Raw genomic sequence first — 20,484 nt, forward strand, 5'->3', positions numbered from 1 at the left:
ATAGGAGCAGCTTTTTCTTTTTTTAAAAAAATAAATAGGGCGACGAGAAGCCTGTCCTTCGCAAAGCCGAAGGGAGCCCAAGTTGAACCACCTAAAAGCCCTAGTGTTATACTAAGGCTTTTTTTAAATTTGTTGATCAATTAAATATCTTCTGTACTAGATCGTAAACTTATCTAAACTAACTTTTTCTTTTTGATTATTTAATTTAATAAATTTTACCTCTTTCGTTTCTTCTGGTAATCCATAATTATGATAAATAGTATATTTCATGTAAATAGGATTTAAAGAAGAAGCATCATTATTTAATGATTTAATATTTACAATCCATTGTCCCTGGAAAGTTTCATCCAGAACAAACTCCTTTGAACTCACTCCTTGTTCTAATTCTTTTAATAGAACATCAGGTTGTTGTTCATAGTGATGAGACCATTTAAAATATTTATTTTCGGGACTTACAAACTGAAGTTCGAAAGCCGCATTGAGATCGTTCCAATCAAAAACAATTCTAGCTGGGGAGCTTTTTACTTTCAAAAAGGTTTCAGGTAAATCTGTGTAAGATATTTCTGCTCTATGATTATTCATAAAACGCTGCAATTGAGATTTCAACTGTCCAGAAACGCCATCAAATTTTACATTGTCATTTCTGTTGGCTAACATTTCTTTATATAGATCAAAAGCCTCTTTATAATTTCCGCTTGCAGTATAAATTCGAGCTAAGTCCAAATAGGATTGCGCATAGTTAGGTTTCAATTCAAGTAACTTTTCGTATACCAAGACTGATGTGTCAATCTGCTCTAACTCCTCTAATTTAAAAGCTAACGAACGCATTGCCTTATAATTGTTATTTCCAATCTCAGCAATATTAGATAATACTTGCTTCGAAAAATTTTTGTCCCACATCCTAAAATATTCTGCAGCTTGTAAATAAAAGGAAACCTCTGTAAAATAGGTATCTCTTAATTCATAATACTTTTTGATTGCTTCTTTATAAGTAGCACTGCTCCATAAATCATTTAAATACGCTGGTCTGTCTTGATTGGTATCTATTAAAACCACAGATTCATTATAGTCATTTCCTTTTACCAATAAAGAATTGATATCTTCATCATCCTTGAAGTCAGGAGAATTAAGTTTTGTCTCAATGACAAACACTCCTCCTGCACCTAAAGTCCCGTATCTTGCAGTTCCTCCTAAACCGCTGATCACAGATATGCTTTTTACCAAATTTGGTAGTAAAAACGCAGGTGGTTCAAAAAATTGGACCCCATCAACTACGAATAGTGGCGGGACATTTTGTGTGAGAGATCTTGCTCCTCTGATTTGATAAACTACGCGATCTCCAACCCCCAAAACCTGAACCCCAGGGAATCTTCCACGTATCAGATCCGATAAAAAAACTGCTGATTTAGGAAAGTCCTCTTCAGTCAATACATAATTAGCACTTCCTAAACTTCTTTTCTTCACTTTTTGATCTCCTCTATTTACAATATCCTCGCCTCCGCTGGATTTTTTAGATTTTAGATTAATTTCTGCTAATCTGTCATATTTAGAGTTCAGGATGACTTTTAAATCTTTTGTGCTTGTAATTGGCATTTCTTTTTTATCCATTCCGAAATGTTCAAACACTAAGATATCATCTATCTCGGCGTCAATCATAAATTTTCCATCTGCATTGGTTTCTGTTTCAATCAAAGTACCTTTAACACGTACCGTGCATCCCTGAACCGGACTATTATCTGCATATACCTCACCTGCTAGAAAATCTTCTTCGCTCTTTTTATGATACACAGAACCATCAATAGTATCTTTCAATAAACTCGTAAGCATTTGCGATAAACCCATTTTTGGCGTATGAAGATAAAAGCCATCGCTGTATTGGCTAGCTTGTTGAAGTAAAATATGATCACCTTCCTCTTTGCTATTAATATAAAATACAGGAATGTCATATTTTGATTGATGATTTCCGTAGGTTGCCAAACCATCTGTAAAGACCAAATATTGATCTGTTTCTATATTTTCAGAGAATAATTCAGAAAAATTGCTGGCTCCATTATACGTAAAACTCTCCAAAGTCCTTATGAGCTCTCTACTATTTCCTTTTTTAATGGTAAATGTTTGTTTATCCTGAAGATTATTAGAAAAAGGAACTAGGTCAACAGTTACTTCTTCCAGAGCTGAAAAATATTTTTCCAGCAATTTCTTTTCTGACTCGAAATCCCTGTTTCTCATAGATAGCGAGGTATCCCAAAACAAAGTAATATGATCTGGCTTTGGTCGTTCTTCGGTATCGATTGCAGATTCAGAATAAGACGTTTCCACTTGAAATGCTACACCTCTTTCATACAATCTTTTCCAGGCATCTTTACTGACATATCTCAAATATGCTTTCCCACGAGGACTGGCTGTGATGGCAAACTCTATATTTTCTCCATATACTTTTATCAATTCTAATGAGATTATGAAATCATCATCCGTTCTAATATTGTAAGGTGCTAAATCAATAGTCTCCTCACCTTTCTTTTTAGAAATTGCGTGATAAATATTATTGCGTAGTATATTCCTATTCGGTTTTCCTCGTCGAACATCATACACATTTACTCGCACCAAAATGCTATCTGCCGAATTTTCTAAAATATTAAATTTTAATTTATGAATTTTGGTATTTCTCTTCTTACCTAGCTTTATTAAAGAGCCCATTTCGCCCCCTAGCGCTTGTTTATCCTTCCAATATGCCATAAGGTTAGATGCATATGAGAAGTATCCTAGCGAGTCTCGAACATTTTTACCGGCATAAATTACTGCCTCTTCTAAGACCTCTACCTCTGGTTTCAAATATAATTTATTGTCTTTGGTAAGTAGATTATAAAATCTATTTGCAGAAAAACTCAGTGTTTTATATCCAATGCTAGAGATTTGTATCGTTGCCGTTTTCGGTATTCTTGATTCATCATATAACAGCTGAAACCAACCATCTTCTCTACTTACAGTACCAATTCCATTATCTACAAAACCAATATTGACATAAGGGATTGGTTGATTTGTTTTTTGATCAATTACATAAGCTTCAATTCTAATGTTATATTGTGAAAATATCATTAGAGGTAGGAAAGCGGAAGCGATGAAAAGTAAAAATTTGCGTGTACCCATAACTCAGTGATTTATAAAATTATATTTTAAGAATCGTTCCTGGATTACGACACCTGAAATGCGAACCCAATACGAATATATCTCAAAACCCCAATTCTTAAGATTGTTATATTTCTCCACAACAATAATACCAAGATAAAACAAAGAAAATTCAGAAGTAAAAAATTAACCAAACCCTAACGATTGTTTTATCATTTTACACCGTTTGCTATCTGAAAAACAGATAACTAACCTCAAATTGTTAACAAAACTTGATAAAATAATTTTTAAAACTCAACTCCTCATTTTAAATTTATCTTTTGAGATCACTACGTTCTGGCATGTTTTTTGGGGAAAGAACACCAGCAATGCTAAAAGGAATACAAATCAAAACTTGTGATTATGCAGTATAAAGTAATTGATACCAAAAGTCAACATTTTGGGAAAGTGTTAGATTTTAAATCTTGTGTAAACGATAAGGATTTAGGGGGCGTGATTTTAAAAATAGACGAAGAATCTTTCTCACTATTTCGATTTAGTGAAGTAGAAAAAATAGATACTATTTTGGCTAGTTAAAGTATTAGAGAAAAATCTATCCTAACTCAGTGATTCTTTTTACATATTTACCAATAACATCAAACTCTAAATTTACGACAGTACCTACTTCAAAGGTATTGAAATTAGTATGTTTATAGGTAAACGGAATGATAGCCACGCTAAATACCTGTTTTTCTGAATTTACAACAGTAAGACTTACGCCGTTGACGGTAATTGAACCTTTTTCGATCGTAATATTACTTAACGAAGGGTCATACTCAAAAGTAAAATACCAGCTACCATCTGCTTCTTTTATGTTTGTGCAAACGGCTGTTTGATCCACGTGCCCCTGAACGATATGACCATCCAGACGAGCGCCTAATTTCATCCCCCGTTCTAAATTTAAAATTTGTCCGACTTTTAGATCTTTCAAATTCGTTTTATCCAAAGTCTCTTTAATTGCCGTTACCACGTAACAATCATCTTTAATAGAAACTACTGTTAAGCATACACCATTATGGGCTACACTTTGATCGATCTTGAGTTCTGGGGTAAAATTCGTACGAACCATAATATCCAGATTCTCCTGATCTGCATTTAGATTCACTACTGTTCCTAATTCTTCAATGATTCCTGTAAACATAAATGCGAATTATTTAGTTAAATTTGTGACCTTAAAATTTGTAATCTGTTTTTAGGTTTCAAAAATACTTATAAAGTAAGTTATAATGAAGAAAGAAGAAAAAATAAGATTAGGAATATCCATAGGTGACCTAAATGGTATTGGAAGTGAAGTCGTACTAAAGACATTCGAGGATTCCCGTATGTTGGATTTTTGCACTCCCGTCATCTTTGCGTCTGTCAAGGTTCTTTCTTTTCTGAAAAAACAGTATGATATCAATGTGAATTTACACGGTATTGATAAAACCTCTCAAATTCTAGATGGTAAAATAAATGTCTTAAACGTTTGGAAAGAAGGAATAGATATTAATTTTGGTCAAGAAGATGAAAAAGTTGGGGCCTACGCCATAAAATCTTTAAAGGCTGCCACAGCCGCATTAAAAAATGATGAAGTAGATGTGTTGGTAACGGCTCCTATTAATAAACATAGTATACAGTCTGAAGACTTTAATTTTCCGGGACATACGGATTATCTCGATCAGGAGTTAGACGGCAATAGCCTTATGTTTATGATTACCGATACACTTAAGGTTGGGCTACTTACGGATCACGTGGCTGTAAAAGACATTGCTGACACCATAACACCAGAGCTTATTGAACAAAAAGTAGATACTATTTATACTGCGCTGAAAGAAGATTTTGGCATTAGCAAACCAAAAATAGCAATTTTGGGTATCAATCCTCACAGTGGAGATAATGGTGTGATAGGCAAAGAAGACGAAGAAATACTTAAACCTACAATCAAAAAAATAAATGAATCCGGTAAATTAATATATGGCCCCTATGCAGCAGATAGTTTTTTTGGATCTGATGGCTATAAAGCCTTTGATGCGATTGTAGCTTCCTATCACGATCAAGGTTTAATACCTTTTAAAACATTATCATTTGGTAAAGGTGTTAATTATACTGCAGGATTGAACAAAGTTCGTACATCTCCTGATCACGGAACCGCTTTTGAAATTGCCGGAAAAAACAAAGCTGATAATGGATCTTTTAAAGAAGCTGTTTTTGCTGCATTAAAAATTTTTAAAAACAGACAGGAATATGCAGAACTAACCAAGAATCCGCTAAAAAAACAACCTCGAAAGCCTCAATTTAAAGGAAATAAAACATAGAAGTATGCATTACAGCATAAGAGACTGCAGGGAATTGAAAATGTAAAAAACATAGATGATATGAAGTATTAAAATCCAGAATCCGATACTAACCTATAATCCAGATACTTATGAGAAAAACTGAAATATAAACTCAAACACTCATATTATCATAAGCTAAATACTAACTTTCTGATATAATTTTATTTGCAAAAATGAATTCATAACGATTTTTTGTTATCTTTGCACCCGCCTTTGTCAAATCGGCAGAGACTCGAAACTGATGATGAAATGAAACCAAAAAAAGAGTTTAACATCCCTTTTGTTGGACTGAAGCAAGGATTACACAATTTTGAGTATCAAATTGGCAATACGTTCTTCGAACATTTTGAGTATGATGAATTTAACGCATCCGCGATAAAAGTAGACTTGGAGTTTAACAAAAAAACTACAATGTTGGAACTACGTTTTGTGGCCAATGGCACAGTAAATGTAAATTGCGATGTAACTAATGAACCTTTCGATTTACCTATTAAAAATGAATTCTTTTTAGTAGTGAAATTTGGAGAAGAGTACAATAACGAAAACGAAGAGATTCTTATTATCCCACACGGAGAATATGAGATCAACGTAATGCAGTATGTTTATGAGCTTATTGTTTTAGGAGTACCTTCTAAAAGAGTTCATCCCGGAGTCGAAGACGGAACATTAGAATCAGACATACTTGAAAAGCTTGAAGAGTTAAGTCCAAAAGAAAGAACATTAGAAAAGGATAACGAGGAAATTGATCCTCGTTGGGATAAATTAAAAAACTTATTAAACGATAAATAATAGCTAAGCAATGGCACATCCTAAGAGAAAAATCTCCAGAACTAGAAGAGATAAGAGAAGAACACATTATAAAGCTACTGTACCGCAAATTGCAACAGATCCTACAACAGGAGAAGCACATTTATATCACAGAGCACATTGGTTCGAAGGTAAATTATATTACCGTGGTCAAGTAATTATTGACAACACCGAAGAAGAAGTAGCGTAAGTATACTGTTAAAATTATATAGAGAACTCTCACAATTGTGAGAGTTTTTTTGTTTTTAGTTGAATATGTGTCAAAATCCAGTTATTTTGCGCCATATTTGCATGTAATTTAGTAATTTCAACCACTTTTTACATTTTTGCAAAAAGTCTTGGAACAACCTAAGCAATTTATTGATGCTAATAGCTGTAATATAAGCGTTAGCAAATTCCATTCGAGACTTATGATTATAAGTTTTTGAATGAAACTAAAATCAAGATATGAGTAAAATCACAGCCGCTATCACAGCTGTAGGCGCTTATGTGCCCGACTATGTGTTATCTAATGAGATATTAGCAACCATGGTTGATACAAACGATGAATGGATCACCACTCGTACTGGTATTAAAGAACGAAGAATATTAAAAGAAGAAGGAAAAGGAAGTTCTTTTCTAGGTATAAAAGCAGCAGAAGATTTAATTGCCAAAAAAAATCTTGACCCTAAGGAAATTGACATGGTAATCTTTGCCACTGCAACTCCAGACCTTCCGGTAGCCGCTACAGCAGCATATGCAGCTTCCGAAATAGGAGCAATTAATGCATTTTCCTACGATTTACAAGCAGCGTGCTCAAGTTTTTTATATGGAATGTCTACAGCTGCCAGTTATATAGAAGCTGGTAGATACAAAAAGATATTACTGATTGGTGCCGATAAAATGTCATCTATTATTGATTATACAGACCGTACCACTTGCATTATTTTTGGCGATGGTGGTGGGGCAGTCCTTTTTGAACCTAATGAAGAAGGATTTGGACTACAAGATGAATACTTAAGGACAGATGGTGTTGGCCGTGAATTCCTAAAAATTGAAGCCGGTGGATCTATCCTTCCTCCATCAGAAGAAACAGTAGCCAAAAGACAACACTTCGTTCAACAAGATGGAAAATCAGTCTTCAAATATGCTGTCTCTAATATGGCAGATGCAAGTACAAAAATCATGGAACGAAATAATTTGACAGGAGAAGATGTTGATTGGTTGGTTGCACATCAAGCAAATAAGCGAATTATTGATGCTACTGCCAACAGAATGAATCTGGACGAAAACAAAGTTCTTATGAATATTCATAAATATGGTAATACTACATCAGCAACATTACCATTATTATTAAGCGATTACGAAAAACAACTCAAAAAAGGAGATAATATAGTATTTGCCTCATTTGGTGGAGGCTTTACTTGGGGGTCTATTTACTTAAAATGGGCCTATAATTCCTAAACAACTAAAACACACAATACCCAACATTATGGATTTAAAAGAAATTCAGAATTTAATCAAATTCGTTGCCAAATCTGGGGCTAGCGAAGTGAAGCTAGAGATGGAAGATGTAAAAATTACTATCAAAACTACTTCAGAAGAAAACAAAGAAACAACATTTGTACAACAGATTCCTATGAATACTGCGGCTGCTCCCCAACCAGTAGCCCAGATACAAACTGCAGAATCAACACCCGTTACTCCGCCAGCAGAAACTCCGGCAGCAGACGATAACTCAAAATACATTACTATAAAATCACCTATCATAGGTACACTTTATAGAAAACCTGCACCAGACAAGCCTACTTTTGTAGAAGTTGGTGATACTATTAAAGAAGGTGATGTACTTTGTATTATTGAAGCAATGAAACTTTTTAATGAAATCGAAAGTGAAGTTTCAGGTAAAATAGTGAAGATATTAGCTGATGATAATTCTCCAATAGAATTTGATCAGCCTTTATTTTTAATAGACCCATCATAACCCAATTTTAAAATTCCAATTGACAAATCCCAAAATCCAATACGTCGGAATTTGGAACATGGAATTTGAGACTTTTAAATTTAGAACGTTATGTTTAAAAAAATTCTAATTGCCAATAGAGGTGAGATTGCATTGCGTGTAATCAGAACCTGTAAAGAAATGGGTATTAAAACTGTGGCGGTATATTCTACCGCAGATGCCGAAAGTTTACATGTTCGTTTCGCAGATGAAGCAGTTTGTATTGGACCAGCTCCTAGTAGCGAATCCTATCTTAAAATGTCCAATATCATTGCTGCTGCAGAAATCACTAATGCTGATGCAATCCATCCAGGATATGGATTCTTATCAGAAAATGCTAAATTTTCTAAAATTTGTGAAGAACACGAAATAAAGTTCATTGGTGCCAGTCCAGAGATGATTGAAAAAATGGGCGATAAAGCAACTGCTAAATCTACTATGATCGAAGCTGGAGTACCTTGCGTACCTGGTAGTGAAGGGATCATTCCTGATTTTGAAACCTGTATTAAAGTTGCTAAAGAAACCGGTTATCCAGTGATGCTTAAAGCCAGTGCCGGTGGTGGTGGTAAAGGTATGCGTGCGGTTTGGAAAGAAGAAGACCTGCAACGCGCTTGGGAATCTGCCAAACAGGAAAGTAAAGCTGCCTTTGGTAATGATGATATGTACATGGAGAAACTTATCGAAGAACCACGCCATATCGAAATACAAATCGTGGGCGATAGTAACGGTAGAGCCTGTCACTTATCCGAAAGAGATTGTTCTGTACAACGAAGACACCAGAAATTAACAGAAGAGACACCTTCTCCATTCATGACCGATGAATTAAGAGATAAAATGGGTGAAGCAGCAGTTAAAGCAGCAGAATATATCAAATATGAAGGAGCCGGAACTGTTGAATTTTTGGTAGATAAGCATCGTAATTTCTACTTTATGGAGATGAATACCCGTATTCAGGTAGAGCATCCAATCACTGAACAAGTAGTAGATTATGATTTGATCAGAGAACAAATATTAGTTGCTGCAGGAGTGCCTATTTCCGGTAAAAATTATTACCCTCAACTACATTCAATAGAATGTAGAATCAATGCCGAAGATCCATACAAAGATTTTAGACCTTCTCCTGGTAAAATAACTAACTTACACCTTCCAGGTGGTCACGGAGTTCGTATTGACACACACGTATATAGTGGTTATATCATTCCGCCTAACTACGATTCAATGATTGCTAAACTAATAACAACAGCACAGACTCGTGAAGAGGCAATCAATAAAATGAAAAGAGCTCTTGATGAGTTTGTAGTAGAAGGAATTAAAACTACGGTTCCATTCCATAGACAACTAATGGATCATCCAGATTATGTATCTGGAAATTACACTACAAAATTTATGGAGGATTTTGAAATGGAAGACCCAAAAGAAAACTAATCAACAACCTAAAGCCTCTTTATTGAGGCTTTTTTTATGACTTAAGATGATGTCTTTAAGCTATTGGGAATATAAAACCTGGTTATCCAATATCGATTTTACGATCGTTGGTAGTGGAATTGTCGGACTAAGCTGTGCACTTCGTTTAAGAGAAAAATTTCCGAGTGCCAAAATTCTTATTCTCGAACGTGGTATTCTTCCTAATGGTGCCAGTACTAAAAATGCAGGTTTTGCTTGCTTTGGTAGTTTGTCTGAAATTTTGGATGACCTTAACACGCATTCCGAAGAAGAAGTTTTACAGTTGGTAGAAAAAAGAAATCGTGGACTTCAGCTTCTCCGTAAAAAACTGGGAGACGCTACTATGGATTATAGAAATAATGGAGGTTATGAACTTTTTACTAAAACCGATTACCTGTTATACGAAACTTGTCTTTCAAAAATCGAGAAGATAAATACGTTTTTAAAACCAATTTTTAATGATCAGGTGTTTTTGAAAAAGGATAACATTTTCAATTTTAAAAATATTCAACCTCATTATATTCTTAATCAGTTTGAAGGACAGATTGATACAGGTAAAATGATGGAAGCCTTGCTAAATAAAGCTCAGACTGCCAATATCAAAATATTAAACAACTGCAAGGTATTAGACATCGTAGATTCTTCTGAATCTGTAGAAATAAAAACAGATCATTTTACGTTACGATCTCATAAGGTACTCATTGCCGCTAATGGTTTTGCTTCTCAGCTAGGTATAAAAAATGTGAAACCCGCTAGAGCTCAGGTAGTAATCACCAAACCAATTAAAGACCTGCATATACAAGGAACTTTTCATCTGGATAAAGGATATTATTACTTTAGAAATATTGATCATAGAATTCTCTTTGGTGGAGGAAGAAATCTAGATTTTAAGGCTGAAGAAACCACCGAAATGAATCAAACCCCGCTTGTACAACAGAAGTTGGAAGATATTTTAAAAACAATCATATTGCCTGATATGGAATTCGAAATAGATCGAAGATGGAGTGGCATTATGGGTGTTGGGAATCAAAAAAAGTCCATTGTTACTCAAATTTCTAACAATGTATTCTGCGGAGTTAGACTTGGAGGAATGGGGGTTGCAATAGGCAGCCTAGTTGGCACGGAATTAGCTGATCTTTTATAGATCGTTGTATTGATAATGAAAAAAATCTTTCGTTTTATCTTTAAAGGCACTTTAGCGTTTGTTGTACTCAGCATCCTGTTGGTACTTCTATACAAGTGGATGGATGTTCCCGGAACTCCACTGATGGTAATTAGGTCTTTTCAATCAGAGCATAACTCCCCAACACGTCATCAATGGGTTCCCTTAAAAGATATTTCTAAAAACTTACAACTTGCAGTAATTTGTAGTGAGGATCAACGATTTCTGGAACATCAAGGGTTTGACACTAAAGCAATAGAAAAAGCAATCTCAGAACATAAAGCAGGAAAAAAACTAAGAGGTGCTAGTACAATATCGCAACAGACCGCAAAAAATGTTTTCTTATGGCCACAACGTAGCTGGATTCGTAAAGGACTAGAAAGCTATTTTACTTTTTTGATAGAAATATTATGGAGTAAAGAACGTATCCTAGAGGTATACCTAAACAGTATTGAAATGGGCGAAGGTATTTTTGGTGCAGAAGCTGCTGCAAAATTCTGGTTTAATAAATCATCAAAAGATCTGCAGAAAGATGAAGCCGCTGCCATAGCCGCTATTCTTCCTAATCCGAAAAAATACCTGGCCAACCCTACATCCATATATATTCAAGAAAGAAAGAAATGGATCCTACAACAAATGCAGAATTATGGAGCTTTTATGCTATCAAAATAATAGATTTTATTCCAGTACGCAACCTGTATTACGATTTGCTCAATACTCAATGATATTTTATATTGGAATCTTAAAAACAATTTCTTGGAAAATCTAAAAGAAGAATTATTCAGACACTGTAAACAATTTGCACAGGATCGTCTTGATCGTATTCAGGACCGAATCGCAAATATTCAGCATTCTCTAACTTCAGAAACAAAAAGTACCGCTGGTGATAAACACGAAACTGGTAGAGCTATGCTTCAACTAGAGAGAGAAAAAGCAGGCGTGCAACTAGTAGAAGTGCAGAAATTGCTTGAAATTTTAGCCAAAATTGATATCTCTACCACCTCGAAAGTAATTCGACTCGGAAGCCTAATAGAAACCTCTGAAGGGCACTATTTTTTAGGTGTTTCTGCTGGAAAAATAATCATACAGGGTAACCCTTATTTTGCCATAGCAACCAATACTCCTATCGGAAAGTTATTGCTAGGAAAGAAAGTTGGAGATCATTTTATTTTTAATGAGAGACAAATTACAATCAAAAAAATCATGTAATTCAACCGTCCAAAGGCTTACTTAGAAATTTGTTAAATGTAATAGTATAAAAAGATCATTTTAAGTAAATTGCCTGCTCACAAATTGTCATTTCTAAATGAAGAAGCTTTCTTTACTACTGCTGATTGTAGTAACCTTTTTTGGATGTAAACCATATCAAAATACCAAAATCCGAAAAGGTCAGATGACCTATGAAGAATTTAGAACAGAGCAGCGTTCTTTTCCCACAGAGGATGGAATTATAAAATACATTGATAAAGGAAAGGGGCCTGTTATTGTATTGCTTCACGGAGTTCCTACTTCTGGTTGGTTATATCGTAAAATGATTGATCCCTTGGTTGCAGGAGGATATCGGGTTATTGTTCCAGATATGTTAGGATACGGTTCTAGTGATTCTCCAGAAGGGTATAAAATTTACAGTGAGAAAGAGCACGCAAAAAGGCTTTTGGAACTCATGGACGGATTAGGTATTGAATATTGGTCGCACGTAATGCACGATGTTGGTGGTATTTGGACTTGGGAACTATTTAATCAAGCTCCAAAAAGAATAGAAGAATTAATTGTATTAAATACCTTGCTATACGAAGAAGGTTTTTACCCTCCAATTCGATTTAGTCCGGGTCCCGCTGCAAAAGCCGCTATGTGGTCTTATCGAAATGGGGTGACCACAAATACACTTTTGAAAACCTTGTTTAAAGAAGGGCTAAAAGAAAACAAATTAAATGAAATAGACGTAGAAGGTTACAAAACTCCTTTGTTGGAGGGAAAAACAGATGGAATGTATTATTTCTTTACAAGAACCTGTAATTATTTTCCAGACTATTCTTTGGTTTTTGAGAGTATCGATATTCCTGTTTCCGTAATTTGGGGAATTCACGACACAATGTTGCAATGGACACCACAACAAACCAAAGTAAAGAACGCTCTTAAAATAGATGAAGCAGATATTCATTTCATTGATGAAAAACATTTTATTCAAGAAACAAAAGCTGAAGAAATTGCTTATAAAATTTTAGACTTCCTAAGATAGTAGTTAATTAAGACCAGAAGTTGTTACCCAATGCTGTAATTCTATTCTGAAAATAGTACCGTTTATCAATTCCTGTATTTGTTCGAGCTCATCCTTGCTGATAGCCAAATCTATTTTATCCGATGGTGTCCTGAGCAATAGCGACCTACATTTCTGATGATTACATTGATCGCAACTCTGAGATTGTTCTGTAATCCTGCAGGCATCAGAAAAATCTTTAAGCTCGTTTAGTGTAAGTAAAAATCCGATATCTCTAAAAACTAGCTGTACTTTAGGACAACCTGTCGACTGTTGTTGTTTCCAAAAAAAAGATATTCCAATTTTATTATTATAAATTTTATCAATAGCACTCATTTTGAATTGTATTTGACTCAAAAATAAGAATTATTTATAATTAATCTAAATAAAAATACTTTAAATAATATCCTTAAGTTTTAACTGTAGTGATACCGATCCGTTCCATTCATTTTCATCAATGGTATATGCAATTTTAACATACTGGTTGTCTGTGATTCTATCATATTTTAAACCTAGATTAAAACCGATCGCTTCAATTGCTAATTCATTTTTCTGTAATTTACATTTCAGATGTTTTTCATCAGCGCCTACGCATTTTGCATAACCAGTATCCTTGACATTTTCGGTCATAAAAACAGGTGTCATATTTCCTGGACCAAACGGTGCAAATTGCTTTAGTATTCTATAGAATTTAGGTGTAATCTGATCAAATTCAAGCATCGAATCAATCTGTATTTCCGGAGTCAATAGTTTTTTGTCGATCGTTGTTTTTACGACCTCTTCGAATTTTTGCTTAAATGCTTCATATTGTTCTTCTTTCAACGTTAATCCTGCAGCATATTTATGCCCTCCAAACTGTTCTATATGCTCTGAACAAGCATCTAATGCGTTGTACACGTCAAATCCTTTTACCGATCTCGCCGATGCAGCGAGTTTCTCTCCACTTTTGGTAAAAACAAGTGTTGGCCGATAATAGGTTTCTGTAAGTCGAGAAGCCACAATTCCAATTACCCCTTTATGCCAATGTTCATCATAAACTACAGTAGTAAATTTGTCTTCTTCCGTGTTATGTGTAATTTGCATTAATGCCTCTTCTGTAATGCTTTTATCTGCATCTTTTCTATCACTATTGTACATTTCTATTTCTGATGCATATTGCAAAGCAAGTGCTATGTCCTCTTCTTTTAGCAAATTAACTGCATGTAAACCGTGCTTCATCCTGCCAGCAGCATTGATTCTGGGTGCTATAATAAAAACAACATCTGTAATTGTTAATGTTTCTTTTTTTACTTGCGAAAGCATTGCCCTAAAACCTATCCTTGGATTTTGGTTTATTACTTGTAATCCAAAATAAGCCAACACTCTATTCTCTCCCGTTATTGGAACAATATCGGCTCCGATAGCTGTGGCAACCAAATCCAAATACAATAGCAAATCATCTACAGATTGTCCTTTTTTTGAAGCAATAGCTTGTACCAGCTTAAATCCAACTCCACATCCGCATAATTCTTTATAAGGATACTTGCAATCCTCTCTTTTAGGGTCGAGTACTGCAACTGCTTCTGGAATTTTATCTCCTGGCCTATGATGATCACAGATTATAAAATCTATACCTTTTTGCTTTGCATATGCTACTTTTTCTATAGCTTTTATACCACAATCCAAAGCTATAATTAACGAGATATCGTTATCTTCAGCATAATCTATTCCTTGATATGACACTCCGTATCCCTCTTCATATCGATCCGGAATATAAGTGGTTATCTGTGGTGATAATGTTTCTAAATAAGAAGACATTAATGCTACAGAAGTTGTTCCATCCACATCATAATCTCCATACACCATTATATTTTCCTGATCTAAAACTGCTTTTTCGATTCTAGAAACAGCACTATCCATATCTTTCATCAAAAAAGGATCGTGCAAATCCTGCAATGAAGGCCGAAAAAACTTTCGGGCATCATCATAAGTTTCAATTCCTCTTTGAACCAACAAAGAGGCTATCACGGTATCTACTTGAAGAGCATCTGCAAGCTCATTAATTATTTTAGTTTCAGGTTTTGGTTTCAGGGTCCATCTCATCGGCAGTATCCTTCGGAAATTATTTAATCATCCAAAGTACAAAAAGTAAAGATGAGTTTAGAAAATTTACAATATTCTTTCACGGTAATCGGGGTATTCTGAGAATTTCAAATAGTATACTTTTAGAAAAACTTACAAAACAGTTATTAGAACCCGAAATCTGAAGATTGTACTATGTCTTATAAAAAAACAATTGTTACTTTAATAGTAGTTATAGGGATATCGACCATGAATGCACAAGAAAATAATTTTTTTCCAACACCGTCAACACCACCAACAATTTATACTTCGTTAGAGGAGGCACTTGCCCATAAAGAACACGTAGAATACTTAGTAATTGATCCCAAAGGAGCTGAATTTATCTCAGAGTCTATTGGCGAACTTAAAAATCTAAAAAACTTACGGATTTCTAGTGGATTACAGAAAGGGTCATTAAAAAAACTACCTACGTCTCTTTCTAAATTAAAAAAATTAGAAATGCTTAGCGTACTTAACCAAAAACTTGAGGAAATACCTGAAAACATAAGTATTCTGAAAGAACTAAAGGTACTTTTTACAACAGAAAACTCCATACAAAAGATTCCGACTTCTATAGGAAAATTAAAGAATCTTAGATCTCTTGATCTATCCAAAAATAAAATTAAGAGCCTTCCTCAATCCATGAACCTACTATCTAATTTGGAGGAACTGGATGTATCAAACAATCAACTAGAGCTATTACCAAAAGAAATAGAGGGGCTCCATTCATTGATAAAACTAAACCTAACCCAAAACAAACTTTCAAGTCTGCCTAATAGCGTAGGCAAATTAGTTAATTTACAGGTACTCGAAGCATCTGAGAACAATCTCAAAGATTTACCAACCTCTTTATTAGGATTACCTAAGCTAGAAGAAGTGATCATTTTCAATAATAAATTTACTGAAGATAAAAAGGAAGAAATCCAAAATTTGATAGTTACTTGCTTAGTTTCTTTTGTTCCTGAACAGGTGATAACTTATCATTCAATAGAAAAAGCTCTTGCTAATAGAGATCGTGTTTATAGGCTTACTATTGGAAAGAATACTCCGATTGATGAATCAATTGGAGAATTTAGAAACCTCCAGAAGCTTTCAATTTCGAATAAAAAAATAACTGTTTTACCTTCTTCCCTCCAAAAACTAAAAAAACTACAATGGTTAGAAATTTCTAATAGTGATCTACCAAATATTCCTGAAACTATTTATGAACTTAATCAACTTACTCATCTTGATCTTTCAAAAAATAATATTACAACCATCACTGACCAGATAGGCAATTTATGCAATCTTAAAAGTTTGGACATAAGCAGCAATGATCTTCAACGTTTACCTACTGCTATTGGAGCCTTGAGCAATCTTGAAAAACTCTTTTTCGAATGGAATCATATTACATCGCTTCCAGAGTCTGTTGGAAATCTAATTAAGTTGAGGCAATTATCTCTTCTTGATAACAATATTTCAGAACTTCCTCATTCCTTTGGAAACCTTCAACAACTCCAAGTATTGAATCTGTGTCAAAACAAAATAAAAGATTTACCTGAAAGTTTTGATCAATTATCAAACCTGAAAAGTCTGGATATCAGTAATAATCAACTAACACATTTTCGTTTTTCAAAAAACTATAAGAAATTGCAAGAACTAGATCTGGGAGGGAATCAACTTTCAGAATTGACAGAAAATATTAAATTTCTAACTTCCTTAGAAGATTTAGACCTTAACTATAATCAAATTGCCATTTTACCATCATCATTTTATACATTAAAAAATCTGAATTATGTGCGATTAGATAGAAATCGATTATCTGATAAAGAAAAAAAGAAAATAAAATTGCACTCAAAAACCTCCACTGTAAAAATTGAATTTTAGATGAGTTGTAAGCAAAAACATATTTTGTATTTTGGTGCCTTCAATTAACTCTTAAAACAAATACTCAAAACATGCCTTTAGTAACGCCTTTATCAGCTGATCACGATCCGGAAACCAAAGAACTCGCAGAATTCTTTAATGAAACTTTAGGGTTTTGTCCTAATTCTGTACTGACTATGCAGCGAAGACCAGCTATTTCTAAAGCTTTTATCAATCTAAATAAAGCGGTAATGGCGAATGAAGGCCGAGTTACCTCAGCCTTAAAACGTATGATTGCCTGGGTAAGCAGTAATGCCACCGGTTGTAGATACTGCCAGGCACATGCTATTCGTGCTGCAGAACGCTATGGAGCAGAGCAAGAAAAATTAGATAACATCTGGGAATATAAAACACACCCTGCATTTAGCAATGCGGAACGTGCAGCTCTTGATTTTTCTTTGGCGGCTTCTGTAATACCTAACAATGTAGACGAAGCTATTAAAACTGAACTTTATAAATACTGGGATGAAGGTGAAATTGTAGAAATGCTTGGTGTCATTTCTTTATTTGGTTATTTGAATAGATGGAACGATTCTATGGGAACGACCGTAGAAGAAGGAGCCATTGAGTCCGGAGAAAAATACTTGGGTAAACACGGCTGGGAAAAAGGAAAACACGTTTAGATAAATCAGAAATTAGAATTTTGAAATACGAAAGCCTACCAGACTTCTGATTTGGTAGGTTTTTAGTTTTGGGGTTTTATAAAGTCATATAAGTTTTCAATAATCGTTTTTAAAATTTCATTGTCATCTATGAAGTCTTTGTGTATATAATCTCCATTTATTACAAATTCACAAAGTTTTGATTTATAAGTGGATTTTAAGGTTCCTGAATCAGCTTTAAACTTTTTTAATTTATCAGCTGGGATTTTGGATTTACGGAGTATTAGATTATAGAACATGTAGACCTGACAGGTTTTTTATATGAAGCGCTTCATCAAAGACATTATATTTATTTTTTAAAATAATATCTAAAACTCTTCCAGAGCAGCGAGACACTTATTAGAATAATTAATATTGCCCATATCCAATACGTCCCTATCGTATTTTCTGCAATAGCTTGGGTATCCGAAATCTGAATTATTCCATCTCTTTCAAACTGCTTGGTAAATAAATAATCTAACTGCAGATAGGTACTTAACACAGACTGTAAACCCAAAAACAGGATCACTACTACTTCTAACTTTCTACTTTTAAAAAGTGTGATTATACATAAAAACACCGCAAAACAGCTTAGCACCGCAATGCCCCAAAAAGATCGGATCCACACTAGCAAAGATAGTATCATCAAGCCGATAAGTATTCTGATGGCAATCATCGAACTTCTATGATATTTTGCAGAACCGATCAATAATGCTCCAACAATTGCAGGACCTAATAATCCACCTGCAGCAACCACTGCATTACCAACAGAAGAGGATAGATAACTTCCTCCTAAATGATAATAAGCAACACCTCCACCATTTTCATAAATCTCTAAATACTCAAAACTCCCACCTACTAATAAGGCTGTTAGTCCGTGACCCATTTCGTGAAACCAGGTTCCTAACAAATGAAAAGGATATTGTACCCATCCAAAATAAGGCAATTGCCATAATACAATAACAGCTATGGCTACAATTACTATCGTATAATCAAAACGTTTAGAGATACCTATAATTTTTAAATTCTTTTACAATTTTTAAAACAACACAAATCTTGTAACTTTACCATAACAAAATCTTATATTATGAATTATTCTTGTTTTAGGCACAAATTACTTCTGCTCACTAGCTTTATAACTATAGGTATCTTTGGTCAGGAAAAAGTTACAGAACAATCTTCTTTTTCGAATCAGGAATCCTTTAAAAATGTAATCCCTGTAACTTCTCCAAACTCTAAAATGCCTATTCATAATCCAAATTATACCTTGGATACACAAATTAATCAGACACTGATTAACGACACAGATCCTAAAATTATGCCTATTTATAAACCCTATCTTTCATTAAATCCAAAGACAACTTCTTCATTAACAACCGTACGCCTTAAAAGTATTGAAGAAATTATGAAAGACATCAAAAATAATAGTAAACCTTAAGTTACCTTACCACGTTAATGATTCGTTATAATCTGGCGAATACGACTCTGTAACTGAGGGATGACTTCTTTTTCATACCACGGATTGTTAGAACACCAGAATCTATTTCTAGGCGATGGATGAGGAATTGGGAAATATTTGGGCAGGTAATCTTCGTAAGATTTTACCGTTTCTGTTAGATTGGATTTGACATTTTCTTTTAAGTAATATTGTTGAGAATAACTACCAATCAAAATTATCAACTGTAAATTCTTTAAAAAATTAAATATTGTATTATGCCATAACGGAGCACACTCTGGACGAGGTGGTAAATCTCCACTGTTCCCTTTTCCCGGATAGCACAGTCCCATAGGAACAATAGCAAAGTTGTTTTGATCGTAAAATTCAGTATCAGAAACACCTAACCAATTTTTTAATCGTTTTCCTCCTGGATCATTCCAAGGAATCCCCGATTTATGAGCAATTAAACCAGGTGCTTGACTTATCAAAGCAATTTTAGAGGTTTCAACCACAGAGATAATCGGATTTGCTCCTTTTGGCAAATTCGATTCACAAATAGTACACGACCTGATTTGTGATAATAGTGATTGCATTAGTGCTTGCCTTTTCCCGCTGTGATGAGAACGATTTCCCCTTTTGGAGATTTGTTTTCGAAATGAGTCAGTACCTCTTGAGCAGTTCCCCGAATAGTTTCTTCGTGAAGCTTGCTCAACTCTCTTGACACAGAAACCAATCTATCCGCTCCAAAATACTCGACAAAATTAGATAATGTTTTTACTAGTTTATGAGGTGATTCATAGAAAATCATAGTTCTGGTTTCTTCCGACAAAAGTTGCAATCGAGTTTGCCTTCCTTTTTTTACCGGAAGAAACCCTTCAAATACAAATTTATCATTAGGTAATCCACTATTTACCAATGCTGGTACAAATGCAGTGGCACCAGGCAGGCATTCTACTTCTATATTGTTTTCTACACAAGCTCTGGTTAATAAAAATCCGGGGTCACTGATTGCCGGGGTTCCTGCATCGCTTATTAAAGCTATTGTTTCTCCACTTTGTAATCTTCTAATAATGCTTTCTATAGTTTTATGTTCATTATGCATATGATGACTTTGCATATGAGTCATTATCTCATAATGTTTTAATAATTTACCACTGTTACGAGTATCTTCGGCCAAAATAAGGTCGACTTCTTTAAGCACTTTAATGGCTCTAAAAGTCATATCTTCCAGATTACCGATTGGGGTGGGGACTAAGAATAATTTAGACAT

At 34.4% G+C, this 20,484-nt stretch carries 21 protein-coding genes; 14 read left to right on the forward strand and 7 right to left on the reverse strand.

The annotated features are described in order from the left end of the window. Positions 1-156: 156 nt before the first annotated feature. Positions 157-3,147: a carboxypeptidase-like regulatory domain-containing protein gene (locus tag ACE94K_RS02930; RefSeq protein WP_378179703.1), complete on the reverse strand. Its 2,991-nt coding sequence runs from the start codon at positions 3,145-3,147 to the stop codon at positions 157-159. A 381-nt stretch (positions 3,148-3,528) separates the two neighbouring features. Here ACE94K_RS02930 and ACE94K_RS02935 point away from each other — a divergent pair, with 381 nt between their 5' ends. Then, positions 3,529-3,702: a hypothetical protein gene (locus tag ACE94K_RS02935; RefSeq protein ID WP_378179706.1), complete on the forward strand. Its 174-nt coding sequence runs from the start codon at positions 3,529-3,531 to the stop codon at positions 3,700-3,702. A 16-nt stretch (positions 3,703-3,718) separates the two neighbouring features. On the opposite strand, the gene ACE94K_RS02940 is transcribed toward ACE94K_RS02935, so the two are convergent. Beyond that, positions 3,719-4,306, reverse strand: coding sequence for a riboflavin synthase (locus ACE94K_RS02940; protein WP_378179709.1), 588 nt, complete (start codon positions 4,304-4,306; stop codon positions 3,719-3,721). Between the two features lie 85 nt (positions 4,307-4,391). On the opposite strand from ACE94K_RS02940, the gene pdxA reads away from it, so the two are divergent. The 10 genes from pdxA to ACE94K_RS02990 all read left to right on the forward strand — a co-directional run bounded on the left by pdxA (position 4,392) and on the right by ACE94K_RS02990 (position 13,112). Next, complete coding sequence (gene pdxA / locus ACE94K_RS02945; RefSeq protein WP_378179712.1) at positions 4,392-5,459, forward strand: 4-hydroxythreonine-4-phosphate dehydrogenase PdxA; 1,068 nt, start codon at positions 4,392-4,394, stop codon at positions 5,457-5,459. 270 nt (positions 5,460-5,729) lie between these two features. After that, entirely contained in the window at positions 5,730-6,269 is a 540-nt protein-coding gene (locus ACE94K_RS02950; protein ID WP_378179714.1) for a DUF177 domain-containing protein, read from the forward strand. Between the two features lie 10 nt (positions 6,270-6,279). Next, positions 6,280-6,477: a 50S ribosomal protein L32 gene (rpmF, locus tag ACE94K_RS02955; RefSeq protein WP_280933679.1), complete on the forward strand. Its 198-nt coding sequence runs from the start codon at positions 6,280-6,282 to the stop codon at positions 6,475-6,477. 257 nt (positions 6,478-6,734) lie between these two features. Then, complete coding sequence (locus ACE94K_RS02960; protein ID WP_378179716.1) at positions 6,735-7,730, forward strand: beta-ketoacyl-ACP synthase III; 996 nt, start codon at positions 6,735-6,737, stop codon at positions 7,728-7,730. Between the two features lie 28 nt (positions 7,731-7,758). Continuing rightward, on the forward strand, positions 7,759-8,250 hold the full coding sequence (accB, locus tag ACE94K_RS02965) for an acetyl-CoA carboxylase biotin carboxyl carrier protein (RefSeq protein WP_378179718.1): 492 nt from the start codon (positions 7,759-7,761) through the stop codon (positions 8,248-8,250). Between the two features lie 90 nt (positions 8,251-8,340). After that, positions 8,341-9,693 (forward strand): acetyl-CoA carboxylase biotin carboxylase subunit, encoded by a 1,353-nt coding sequence (gene accC / locus ACE94K_RS02970; protein WP_378179720.1) that lies wholly within the window; start codon positions 8,341-8,343, stop codon positions 9,691-9,693. 49 nt (positions 9,694-9,742) lie between these two features. After that, on the forward strand, positions 9,743-10,855 hold the full coding sequence (locus ACE94K_RS02975; RefSeq protein ID WP_378184204.1) for an NAD(P)/FAD-dependent oxidoreductase: 1,113 nt from the start codon (positions 9,743-9,745) through the stop codon (positions 10,853-10,855). 15 nt (positions 10,856-10,870) lie between these two features. Next, positions 10,871-11,545 carry a monofunctional biosynthetic peptidoglycan transglycosylase gene (gene mtgA, locus ACE94K_RS02980; RefSeq protein ID WP_378179723.1) on the forward strand — a complete coding sequence of 225 codons (675 nt, stop codon included), beginning with the start codon at positions 10,871-10,873 and terminating at the stop codon, positions 11,543-11,545. 84 nt (positions 11,546-11,629) lie between these two features. Next, positions 11,630-12,082, forward strand: coding sequence for a 3-oxoacyl-ACP synthase (locus ACE94K_RS02985; RefSeq protein ID WP_378179725.1), 453 nt, complete (start codon positions 11,630-11,632; stop codon positions 12,080-12,082). Between the two features lie 97 nt (positions 12,083-12,179). Continuing rightward, the gene (locus ACE94K_RS02990) at positions 12,180-13,112 is read left to right on the forward strand and encodes an alpha/beta fold hydrolase (protein WP_378179727.1); all 933 of its coding nucleotides are present in this window, start codon (positions 12,180-12,182) and stop codon (positions 13,110-13,112) included. A gap of 3 nt (positions 13,113-13,115) precedes the next feature. On the opposite strand, the gene ACE94K_RS02995 is transcribed toward ACE94K_RS02990, so the two are convergent. Further along, positions 13,116-13,466 carry a hypothetical protein gene (locus ACE94K_RS02995; protein WP_378179729.1) on the reverse strand — a complete coding sequence of 117 codons (351 nt, stop codon included), beginning with the start codon at positions 13,464-13,466 and terminating at the stop codon, positions 13,116-13,118. Positions 13,467-13,526: 60 nt separating this feature from the next. Then, positions 13,527-15,212: a single-stranded-DNA-specific exonuclease RecJ gene (gene recJ / locus ACE94K_RS03000; RefSeq protein WP_378179731.1), complete on the reverse strand. Its 1,686-nt coding sequence runs from the start codon at positions 15,210-15,212 to the stop codon at positions 13,527-13,529. Between the two features lie 174 nt (positions 15,213-15,386). Between recJ and ACE94K_RS03005 the strand changes: the two genes are divergently transcribed. Together ACE94K_RS03005 and ACE94K_RS03010 are read left to right on the forward strand one after the other, a co-directional pair. Then, positions 15,387-17,096 carry a leucine-rich repeat domain-containing protein gene (locus ACE94K_RS03005; RefSeq protein ID WP_378179733.1) on the forward strand — a complete coding sequence of 570 codons (1,710 nt, stop codon included), beginning with the start codon at positions 15,387-15,389 and terminating at the stop codon, positions 17,094-17,096. 71 nt (positions 17,097-17,167) lie between these two features. Then, positions 17,168-17,758 carry a carboxymuconolactone decarboxylase family protein gene (locus tag ACE94K_RS03010; RefSeq protein ID WP_378179735.1) on the forward strand — a complete coding sequence of 197 codons (591 nt, stop codon included), beginning with the start codon at positions 17,168-17,170 and terminating at the stop codon, positions 17,756-17,758. 328 nt (positions 17,759-18,086) lie between these two features. On the opposite strand, the gene ACE94K_RS03015 is transcribed toward ACE94K_RS03010, so the two are convergent. Then, a complete protein-coding gene (locus ACE94K_RS03015; RefSeq protein ID WP_378184206.1) occupies positions 18,087-18,794 on the reverse strand; it encodes a M50 family metallopeptidase in 708 nt (235 codons plus the stop codon). A gap of 69 nt (positions 18,795-18,863) precedes the next feature. Here ACE94K_RS03015 and ACE94K_RS03020 point away from each other — a divergent pair, with 69 nt between their 5' ends. Continuing rightward, positions 18,864-19,214 (forward strand): hypothetical protein, encoded by a 351-nt coding sequence (locus ACE94K_RS03020; RefSeq protein WP_378179737.1) that lies wholly within the window; start codon positions 18,864-18,866, stop codon positions 19,212-19,214. 14 nt (positions 19,215-19,228) lie between these two features. Here the strand turns inward: ACE94K_RS03020 and ACE94K_RS03025 are convergent, their stop codons facing one another. Together ACE94K_RS03025 and rsmI are read right to left on the reverse strand one after the other, a co-directional pair. Further along, positions 19,229-19,807 carry a uracil-DNA glycosylase family protein gene (locus tag ACE94K_RS03025; RefSeq protein WP_378179740.1) on the reverse strand — a complete coding sequence of 193 codons (579 nt, stop codon included), beginning with the start codon at positions 19,805-19,807 and terminating at the stop codon, positions 19,229-19,231. Continuing rightward, positions 19,807-20,484 carry a 16S rRNA (cytidine(1402)-2'-O)-methyltransferase gene (rsmI, locus tag ACE94K_RS03030; RefSeq protein WP_378179743.1) on the reverse strand — a complete coding sequence of 226 codons (678 nt, stop codon included), beginning with the start codon at positions 20,482-20,484 and terminating at the stop codon, positions 19,807-19,809. The genes ACE94K_RS03025 and rsmI overlap by 1 nt, the downstream gene beginning before the upstream one ends.

This window comes from Aquimarina besae (genome assembly GCF_042434905.1).
Taxonomy (GTDB): Bacteria; Bacteroidota; Bacteroidia; order Flavobacteriales; family Flavobacteriaceae; genus Aquimarina.